This window comes from Cellulomonas pakistanensis (assembly GCF_016862755.1).
In the GTDB taxonomy this organism is placed as follows: Bacteria; Actinomycetota; Actinomycetes; order Actinomycetales; family Cellulomonadaceae; genus Cellulomonas; species Cellulomonas pakistanensis.
In genome coordinates this window covers 19,400-27,458 of sequence record NZ_BONO01000038.1, presented here as the reverse complement: position 1 = coordinate 27,458, position 8,059 = coordinate 19,400, and the positions used below count along the sequence as shown (strand labels likewise).

Sequence of the window (8,059 nt, the reverse complement as noted above, 5' to 3'; positions counted from 1 at the left end):
TGCGGCCGCACCCACGACGCCACCACCGACCCCCACGACGCACCCCCACCGTTCTGACGGGGCGGGGCCGCCTCCACCTCCGCCCGGCGCACTCCGGAGCGCCCCGCCGTCTGCGCGGAGCCCGTGTCGGTGGCCTGCGGCACCATGTCCCGCATGCCCGACTACGTCGCCCACCTCACCGTCCCCGACGTGCCCGACGACGAGACGCGCGCCGGCATGGCCGACGCCCTCGGCGCCCTGCGCGACGACGCCCCGCCGGGGTTCGTCGGGCCGGCGCCGGTGACGTTCGACCTGCGCGGCGAGGCGCCCGACCTCGAGACGGCGGTGCGGGCGGCGCACACGCACGCGGCGGAGATCCTGGACGACCTGGCCTGGGAGGTCGAGATCGAGGTCCTGGGCTGACCCACCGGCCCTGCCGCCGCCCGGGCCTCGTTCCGGCCTCGCTCCCCCGGCCGGGCCCCGCTCGGGCCCCGCTCCGGCTCTGCGCCGGCCTCGCCCAGCGCCCTGCCCGGCCGCCCGCTCCCTCAGTCCGCCAGGTTGTCGCTCAGGATGTCGAGCACCCGGTCGTGCGTGACCTGCGCGACCGTCCCCGACCGCGCGGCCACGACCGCCACCAGCGACTCGACCAGCACCGCCAGCGCGATCCGCGAGGTTCGCTCGAGCTCGTGCCGGAAGGTCGCCGCGGCGGGCGCGACGACCAGCTCGACGTCCGCCAGCTCCCCGAGCGGCGACCCGCGGAACGACGTCACGGCGACGACGGCAGCACCCCCCTGCCGGGCTGCCCTCGCCACCTTGAGCGTCGCCTCGCTGGCCCCGGACCCGCTGAGCACGACGCAGCCGTCCCCCGCCCCGAGCCCGCGGGCCGCGATCTGCTGCCCGATGGAGTCGGCGACGAAGTCCGCGGGCCGCCCGACGGCGGTCAGCCGCATCGCCATGTCGGTGGCGAGCGGCGCCGACAGCCCGTTCGCGAGCACGAGCAGCCGTCGCGACCCGGTGAGCACGCCGACGGCGCGCTCGACGGTGTCCTCGTCGAGGACCGCCGTGACCTGGGGCAACGCCGCCGCGAGCGCCGCGATGTCCGCCCGCAGCCGCCCGAGGGCGCTCGACCCGTAGTCGACGGCCTCGTCGCGGTGCGCGAGCTCGGCCGCGACCGCCACGCGCAGCTGCGGGTAGCCCTTGTAGCCGATCGCCTGGCAGGCGCGGACGACCGTCGACCGCCCGACGCCGACCCGGTCCGCGACCTCCTGGGCGGTGCTCTCCACCACCCGCTCGGGCTGGTGCAGCACCTCCTCGAGCACCCGGCGCTCGCTCGCGAGCACGGTCGGCAGCGCGGTGGCGATCCGCGCCGTGGGGTGCGCGACGACGTCAGGGCTGGACGGCACGGGCACGGGCTCCCTCCATGATCCGGCGGCGCAGCGCCCCGGACGCGGCGTCGATCGCGACGGTGACGACCACGACGACGATGAGCAGCACGCCGACCGTCGACCACTGCCGGTACTGCGTGTAGGAGGTGAGCATGTCACCGATGCCACCGACGCCGATCAGGCCGAGGACGGCGGACGACCGGACGTTGATCTCGAACCGGTACAGCCAGAACGACCCGAACGCCGGCAGCACCTCGGGCCAGACGCCCCAGCGCAGGACGTGCGGGCCGGAGCCGCCGGCCGCGCGGACCGCCTCGACGGGTCCGCGCCCGATGCCCTCGATCGCCTCGTACCCCCACTTGCCGAGCGTGCCGACGCCGTTGACCGCGAGCGCCAGGGCGCCTGTGAGCGGCGTGAGGCCGGTGACCGACAGGATGACGATCGCGATGATGATCTCCGGCACCGCGCGGATGACGGCGAACACCAGCCGCAGCGCCCCGCGCACCGGCGCCGGGCCGTGGCCCCGGGCGGCGAGCAGGCTCAGCGGCGTCGCGATCAGGATGCCGAGCACGGTGCCGAGCCAGGCCATCGCGACGGACCGCCAGGTCTGCCGCAGCGCCTCGGGCAGGGCGGACCAGTCCGGCGCGCTGAACATGAGCCACAGGTACCGGACGACCTCGGACGGCAGGTCGGCGAGCCGGCCCCAGGAGATGTCGACGGACCAGAACGCGCCGACGACGACCACGACGACGGCGACGGACAGCGCGCGCAGCGCCAGCCGGGGCGGGCGCGGCGGCGGGACGACGACGCCGGTGAGCGGGGCGCGGCGGGCGGCGGCGGGGGCCGCGGGGGCGGTCACACCAGCCTCCGGCGGGCGGCGCTGCTGACGGCCTCGAGGACGAGCACCACGACGAGGATCTCCAGGATGATGAGCGAGAGCTGGTCGTACCGGTAGAACGACCGCACGGCGTCGATGAGCAGGCCCATGCCGCCCGCGCCGACCAGGCCGAGCACCGACGACGCGCGGACGTTGAGCTCCAGGACGTAGAGCAGCTGGGTCCAGAAGCCGGGCAGCATGTCCGGCACGGCGACCGAGCGGTTCACCTGCAGCTGCGTGCCGCCGGCCGCGCGGGCCGCCTCGAGCGCGCCGGTGTCGGCGGCCTCGAGCTGCTCGGACACGAGCTTGACGACGATGCCGACGTCGAACAGCACGAGCGCGAGGATGCCGGGCAGCGCGCCGACGCCGACCATCGCGACCAGCACGGCGGCGTACAGCAGGTCGGGCACGGCCCGGACGACGTCGAGCACCGCGCGGACGGTGCCGCGCAGGGCGGTGTGCGGGTTGGTGGTCCGCGCGGCCCACAGGCTGAGCGGCAGCGAGAGGACCCCGGCGACGGCGGTGGCGATCACGGCCATCTGCAGCGTCTCCAGCAGCGGCTCGACCGTGCGCGGGAAGAACGCCCAGTCCGGCTGCAGCAGCGCGACGACCTTGTCGGCGCCGTTCTGCCAGTTGCGGGCGAGCGCGCCGAGGTCGACCTCGACGCCGATCCCCGGGGCCAGCGTCAGCGCGGTGACGGCGAGCACCGCGGCCCAGCCGGCGGACGCCTTCCACCGGCCGCGCGGGCGCGGCGGCGGCACCACCGCGGCGCGGACGGCGGGCCGGGTCGCGGCCGCGGCGACCGGCGACGTCACGACGCGCCCAGGACGTCGTCGGGCCGGATCGACCGGCCGTAGATGTCCTCGAACACCCGGTCGCTGGCGTCGGCGGCGGGGCCGTCGTAGACGACCTGCCCGGCGCGCAGCCCGACGAGCCGCGTGCCGTACTCCCGCGCCAGGTCGAGCAGGTGCAGGTTGACCACGACGGTGATGCCGAGCTCCCGGTTGACCCGGCGCAGGTCCGCCATGACGCCGTGCGCGGTGGGCGGGTCGAGGCTGGCGACCGGCTCGTCGGCCAGCACGGCGCGCGGCTGCTGGGCCAGCGCCCGGGCGATCGCGACGCGCTGCTGCTGCCCGCCCGACAGGTGCGAGGCGCGGTGCCAGGCGCGGTCGAGCATGCCGACCCGGTCGAGCGCCTCGTACGCGACGGCCTTGTCCTCCGCCGTGTGCGCGCCGAGCAGCGTCCGCCAGGTCGGCGCGTGCGCGACCCGCCCGACCAGGACGTTCTGCAGCACGGTCGCGCGCCCGGCCAGGTTGAAGCTCTGGAAGATCATCCCGACCTCGCCGCGCAGCGCGCGCAGCGCCCTGCCGCGGGCGGCGGTGACGTCGTGACCACCGACCTCGACCGTGCCCGAGGTCACGGGGACCAGGCCGTTCAGCGTGCGGATCATCGACGACTTGCCGGAGCCGGACAGGCCGACGACGGCCACCATCTCCCCCGGCTCCAGGTCGAGCGAGACGCCGTCGAGCGCGGTCACGCCGTTCGGGTACCGCACGACGACGTCGCGCATCCGGACGGGCCACGGCGCCGGCGGCGCAGGGGCTGCGGCGTCCGAGGCCGCTCCCGCGCCGCCGGCCGTGGCCGTGAGGCCCGTGCTCACTGCAGGCCGAGCTGCTCCGCCGCGCGGGCGACGACGTCGAGCGACGCCGGGTCGGCCGGGGCGAGCTTGGAGATCGAGTAGATGTCCGTGAGGACCTGCGAGCCCTCCTCGGTGTTCGAGAAGTCCTCGAGCGCCGTGGTGATCCGGTCCTGGAGCTCCGGCGAGAGCGAGGAGGCCAGCGCGACGCCGTCGTTCGGGATCTCCTCGGTCAGCGCGAACACGACGACCTTCTGGCCGACGTCCGGGGTGTCGCTCGCGACGATGGTGCGGGCGTCCCAGAACGAGAAGCCGACCTCGGCGTCGCCGTTGTAGACGGCCAGCACGGAGGCGTCGTTGGCCGTGACGGGGAGCTGCTCGATGTCGGCGTCGGCGTCGAGGCCGGCCTCCTGCAGCGCGAGCACCGGGTAGATGTACCCGGCCGGGGACGCCGGGCCGAGCAGCGCGACCTTGGCGCCCTCGACGTTCGTGATCGAGTCCAGGCCGGCGGGGCCCTGCAGCGCGTCGGCGCCGTTGCAGAACAGCATGCCGTCGCGCTCGACCGGCTCGTCCTCGCAGTACTTGTCCGGGTTGTTCGTCATGAACTGCGCCGGGTAGGAGATGTTGCCGTTGCGCTCGGTCTGCAGCACGACGCTGGCGTCGTACATGTCCGCGGCCTGCCACAGCTGGAGCGAGGGCAGGAAGCCGATCTGCGCCTGGTCGGCGCCCATCGCCTCGACCGCGGCCTGGTAGTCCTTCGACACGACGCCGGTGACCTCGATGCCGAGCTCCTCGGTGAGGTAGTCGGTGAGCGGCTCGGCGGTCTCGACGAGGCCGTCCTGGTCCTGCGACGGGACGAGGGCGAGCGTGAGCGACGTGGGGTCGGCGGCCGTCTCGCCGGCCGACGGGGACGCCTCGGCGTCGCCGGAGCAGGCCGACAGGGCGAGCGCGGCGACGGCCAGCAGGGCGGCGCCGGGCAGGACGTGCTTGGGCATGGTCATCCTTCGGTCGTGACCCGCGCGGGGACCCGGGCGGGGTGCGGCTGGGGCTGGGACGGTGCGGTGCTCCCGCCCGAGCGGACCCAGTCCCGGAGCGCCGGGTACAGCGCCGGCAGATCGGGGACGGTCCACGTGGGGCGGGCCTCCGGCGGCGGGCGCCGGGAGACGAGGGCGGTCGCGTGACCGCGGGCGGCGACGGGCGCGAGGTCGTTGGCCCAGACGTCGCCGATGCTGAGGACGCGGGACGGGCCCGCCGGGGCGGCGCCGAGCCGGTCGAGGACGGCCGCCATGCCCGCGGGCTTGCCGACCTCGGTCAGCACGCCGTCCAGCAGCCCTGCCAGGCCGAGCGCGGCGAGCGTCTCCGGCAGCCGGATCGCCGGGGCGTTGGTCGCGAGGACGACGGTCGCCTCGGTGCGGATCTCGGCCACGACCGCGGCGAGCCCGAGCGGGGCGGACACCGGGGCGTCGTCCGTGCCGAGCGCGTGCCGGCTCGCGAGGTACGCGGCGGACAGCGCGAGCGGGCCGACGCCGTGCCGCTCGGCGAGGACCCGGACCAGGTCGTACCCGTCGAGCGGGAGCAGGCCGTCGGCGGACCCGGCGCCTGACCGGTCCGCGCGCCCGGCGCGGCGGCCGGTCGGCACCGGCTGCCCGAGCGCCTCGACCGCGGCGGTGGCCTCGGCCAGGAACGCCTCGCGCTCGGCCGGCGCGAGGCTCGCGGCGGCGGCGCGGGCGTAGGCGTGCACCGGCCCGTGCCCGACGGCGACGGTGCCGTCGAAGTCGAGCAGGACGAGGGTGTCGGAACGGCTCACGGATCACCTGACGTCCGGGGGCGGGTCGCCCGGTGGGTCGCGCCCGTCTGGACGCACCGTCCACGCTAGGGCCGGGTTCTGGACGAGATGCCCACGGCGGGGTGAACGTCGGTGAACGGGCGGCGAACACTCGCCTGCACCGCGGCGCGCTCCCGGTCCGGGACGCCGGACCGGGCCGGGGGCAGGGCTAGCGTGCGGCCGTGCCCGACCACGCCGTCCCCGCCGCCCACGACGCCGCCGCCCTGCGCGCGCTGGACGACGCCGCGCGCGCGGCCGCCACGGACCCCGGGCGGGCCCTGCGCCCCGACGGTCCCGTCGGCTGGCTGGCCGCGCAGGTCGACGACGACCGCGCGCGGGGGACGTTCGGCCGCTGGGCGCGGTCGACGGTGGTGGACGAGCTGACCGGCGCCCCGGTCGTGCCCGAGCCGGTGCTCGCCTGGCTGCAGCGCCGCGCCGGGCTGCCCGTCGCGTTCCCCGGCACCGACGCGGGGCTCGCGCACGTGTACGGGTACCTGCTGTCCACGGCGGCGACGCCGTTCGGGCTGAAGCGCGACCGGTGGACGGGCGGCGGCCTCGCGGCGGCGCTCGGCCTGGACCCGCGGCACCTGCTGCCCTGGCACCGGCCGGACGCGCGGACGCTGCTCGAGCGGGTGACGGACGCCGTCGTGCCGGTGCTGGCGGACCCGGCGGGCGCGCTGCTGGTCCGGGACGACGCCGTCCCGGGCACGGCCGACGCCCTGCGCACGGTGGTGGTCCGGGCGCAGGGCGTCGGGGGCGGGGCGCTGGTCTACGGGCTGGTGGGGCCGGGCGGCGTGCGCCCGGTCACCGCGTTCCCCGTCGACGCCTCCCCGCGGTGGCTCCGCGAGACCGGGTCCCTCCGCCCGGTCCCGCGGTACAACGTGCTGCTGGGCTGAGGCTCAGCGGGGGCCGGCGGCCGGGTCCTGCGGCGCCGGCGGCTGCTGGCCGTACCCCGCCGCGGGGCCGGCGTACGGCGGCTGGCCGGACGGCTGCTGCGCCGCCCAGCCCTGCTGCCGCGCGTCCGGGAACGACGCGGCGTAGGCGTCCGGCCCGTGCACCCGGGCGACCCAGTCCTGCCCGGGCATGAAGATCCACAGCAGCGGGTAGATCAGCAGCGGGCTGCCGGGCAGCACGACCAGGACGATGAGGAACAGCCAGCGCATCGGCCACGCGTCCATCCCGAACCGCCGCGCCAGGCCGGCGCACACACCGCCCAGGACCCGGCCGTCCTGCGGCCGGACCAGGCCGCTCCGCCACAGCGTCTCGTAGATGCCGGTCATCGTCGCTCACTCCCGTCCGTGCGTCCGCCGCGGTGCTCCGCGACACCCCCTACGGTGCCGGTCCCGCCCGCCCGGCACATCCGGGGCGGACCCTGGGCCGACCCTGAACCGCACCCTGACGCCGTCCGCCGCGCGGTCCCCGCCGGGTCGGCCGTGGGTCGGACCCCTCAGGCCCGCCGCACCCGCACGCCCTCGTCCGTCACCTCGAACCGCACCGCGGACAGGTCCGGCACGACCAGGTCCGCGCCGCCGCCGGGGCCGTCGGGCTCCGTGGTGCGCAGCGCCAGGACGGCCGCTCCCGCCGCGCGCCCCGAGCGCACGCCGGACTCCGCGTCCTCCACCACCAGGCACCGGCGGACGTCCGCGCCCAGCCTGGCGGCGCCCGTGCGGTACGGCTCCGGGTCCGGCTTGCCGCGCTCGACGTCGTCCGCGGTGACGACCGTCCCCGGCGCCGCCAGGCCGACCGCCGCGACACGGGCCGCCGCGAGCCGCGACCCGCAGGACGTGACCACCGCCGACCGCCCCGCGTCCGCGAGCGCCGCGAGGGCCTCGACGGCTCCGGGCAGCACCTCGATGCCCTCGGTGTCGGCCACCTCGAGGTCCACCACGCGGGCGAGCGCCGCGGCACGCACCTCGGCGTCCCGGTCGGGCAGCAGCAGGTCGACGATGTCCCGGCCGGGCACCCCGTGGTACCGGAACGGCGCGAGGTCGGCGGTCGGCGTGCCGAACTCCTCGGCGAGCCGCAGCCAGCAGCGCTCGACCGAGCGGGTGGACGAGATCAGCGTGCCGTCCATGTCGAACAGGACGGCGTCGAACACCTCGTCGAGCACGTCGCGCGCGGCGGCGGGGCGGGGGTCGGTGGTGGCGGTCGTCATGGCCCGAGCCTCGCACGGCGGGCGCCCGGGCGGGCGGCGGGCGGGACGGCGGGCCGGCTGCGGGCGAGGGCAGCCGTCAGCGCCAGTGGCACCTCAGCCCCGCCTCAGGCCCACCTCAGCCCGCGCGGGGCCGCCTCAGGCCCACCTCAGCGCCGCCGGGCCGGCGACCCCGCCCCGAGGACTGGTCGGCCGCCCGATCCGG

General features: G+C 77.1%; 10 protein-coding genes. 2 read left to right on the top strand and 8 right to left on the bottom strand.

The window, feature by feature from the left end; translation table 11 throughout:
- Nucleotides 1–153 precede the first annotated feature (153 nt).
- On the top strand, nucleotides 154–402 hold the full coding sequence (locus Cpa01nite_RS17935; RefSeq protein ID WP_203670227.1) for a hypothetical protein: 249 nt from the start codon (nucleotides 154–156) through the stop codon (nucleotides 400–402).
- A gap of 122 nt (nucleotides 403–524) precedes the next feature.
- Here Cpa01nite_RS17935 and Cpa01nite_RS17930 read toward each other — a convergent pair whose 3' ends face one another.
- From Cpa01nite_RS17930 to Cpa01nite_RS17905, 6 genes are all read right to left on the bottom strand, one after another.
- On the bottom strand, nucleotides 525–1,382 hold the full coding sequence (locus tag Cpa01nite_RS17930; RefSeq protein WP_203670226.1) for a MurR/RpiR family transcriptional regulator: 858 nt from the start codon (nucleotides 1,380–1,382) through the stop codon (nucleotides 525–527).
- Nucleotides 1,366–2,223, bottom strand: coding sequence for a phosphonate ABC transporter, permease protein PhnE (gene phnE / locus Cpa01nite_RS17925; protein WP_203670225.1), 858 nt, complete (start codon nucleotides 2,221–2,223; stop codon nucleotides 1,366–1,368). Before phnE (Cpa01nite_RS17925) ends, Cpa01nite_RS17930 begins: the two co-directional genes overlap by 17 nt.
- Nucleotides 2,220–3,056, bottom strand: a complete 837-nt coding sequence (gene phnE, locus Cpa01nite_RS17920; RefSeq protein ID WP_239068908.1) for a phosphonate ABC transporter, permease protein PhnE — start codon at nucleotides 3,054–3,056, stop codon at nucleotides 2,220–2,222. Before phnE (Cpa01nite_RS17920) ends, phnE (Cpa01nite_RS17925) begins: the two co-directional genes overlap by 4 nt.
- Nucleotides 3,053–3,811 carry a phosphonate ABC transporter ATP-binding protein gene (gene phnC / locus Cpa01nite_RS17915; protein WP_203670232.1) on the bottom strand — a complete coding sequence of 253 codons (759 nt, stop codon included), beginning with the start codon at nucleotides 3,809–3,811 and terminating at the stop codon, nucleotides 3,053–3,055. The genes phnE (Cpa01nite_RS17920) and phnC overlap by 4 nt, the downstream gene beginning before the upstream one ends.
- Nucleotides 3,812–3,897: 86 nt before the next feature.
- Complete coding sequence (gene phnD / locus Cpa01nite_RS17910) at nucleotides 3,898–4,872, bottom strand: phosphate/phosphite/phosphonate ABC transporter substrate-binding protein (RefSeq protein WP_203670224.1); 975 nt, start codon at nucleotides 4,870–4,872, stop codon at nucleotides 3,898–3,900.
- Nucleotides 4,873–4,874: 2 nt separating this feature from the next.
- Nucleotides 4,875–5,684: an HAD family hydrolase gene (locus Cpa01nite_RS17905; protein WP_203670223.1), complete on the bottom strand. Its 810-nt coding sequence runs from the start codon at nucleotides 5,682–5,684 to the stop codon at nucleotides 4,875–4,877.
- A 200-nt stretch (nucleotides 5,685–5,884) separates the two neighbouring features.
- Here Cpa01nite_RS17905 and Cpa01nite_RS17900 point away from each other — a divergent pair, with 200 nt between their 5' ends.
- The gene (locus Cpa01nite_RS17900; protein WP_203670222.1) at nucleotides 5,885–6,598 is read left to right on the top strand and encodes an amino acid deaminase; all 714 of its coding nucleotides are present in this window, start codon (nucleotides 5,885–5,887) and stop codon (nucleotides 6,596–6,598) included.
- Nucleotides 6,599–6,601: 3 nt separating this feature from the next.
- Here the strand turns inward: Cpa01nite_RS17900 and Cpa01nite_RS17895 are convergent, their stop codons facing one another.
- Together Cpa01nite_RS17895 and Cpa01nite_RS17890 are read right to left on the bottom strand one after the other, a co-directional pair.
- Nucleotides 6,602–6,982 (bottom strand): PspC domain-containing protein, encoded by a 381-nt coding sequence (locus Cpa01nite_RS17895; RefSeq protein WP_203670221.1) that lies wholly within the window; start codon nucleotides 6,980–6,982, stop codon nucleotides 6,602–6,604.
- A 167-nt stretch (nucleotides 6,983–7,149) separates the two neighbouring features.
- Nucleotides 7,150–7,857 carry an HAD family hydrolase gene (locus Cpa01nite_RS17890; protein WP_203670220.1) on the bottom strand — a complete coding sequence of 236 codons (708 nt, stop codon included), beginning with the start codon at nucleotides 7,855–7,857 and terminating at the stop codon, nucleotides 7,150–7,152.
- Nucleotides 7,858–8,059 lie beyond the last annotated feature (202 nt).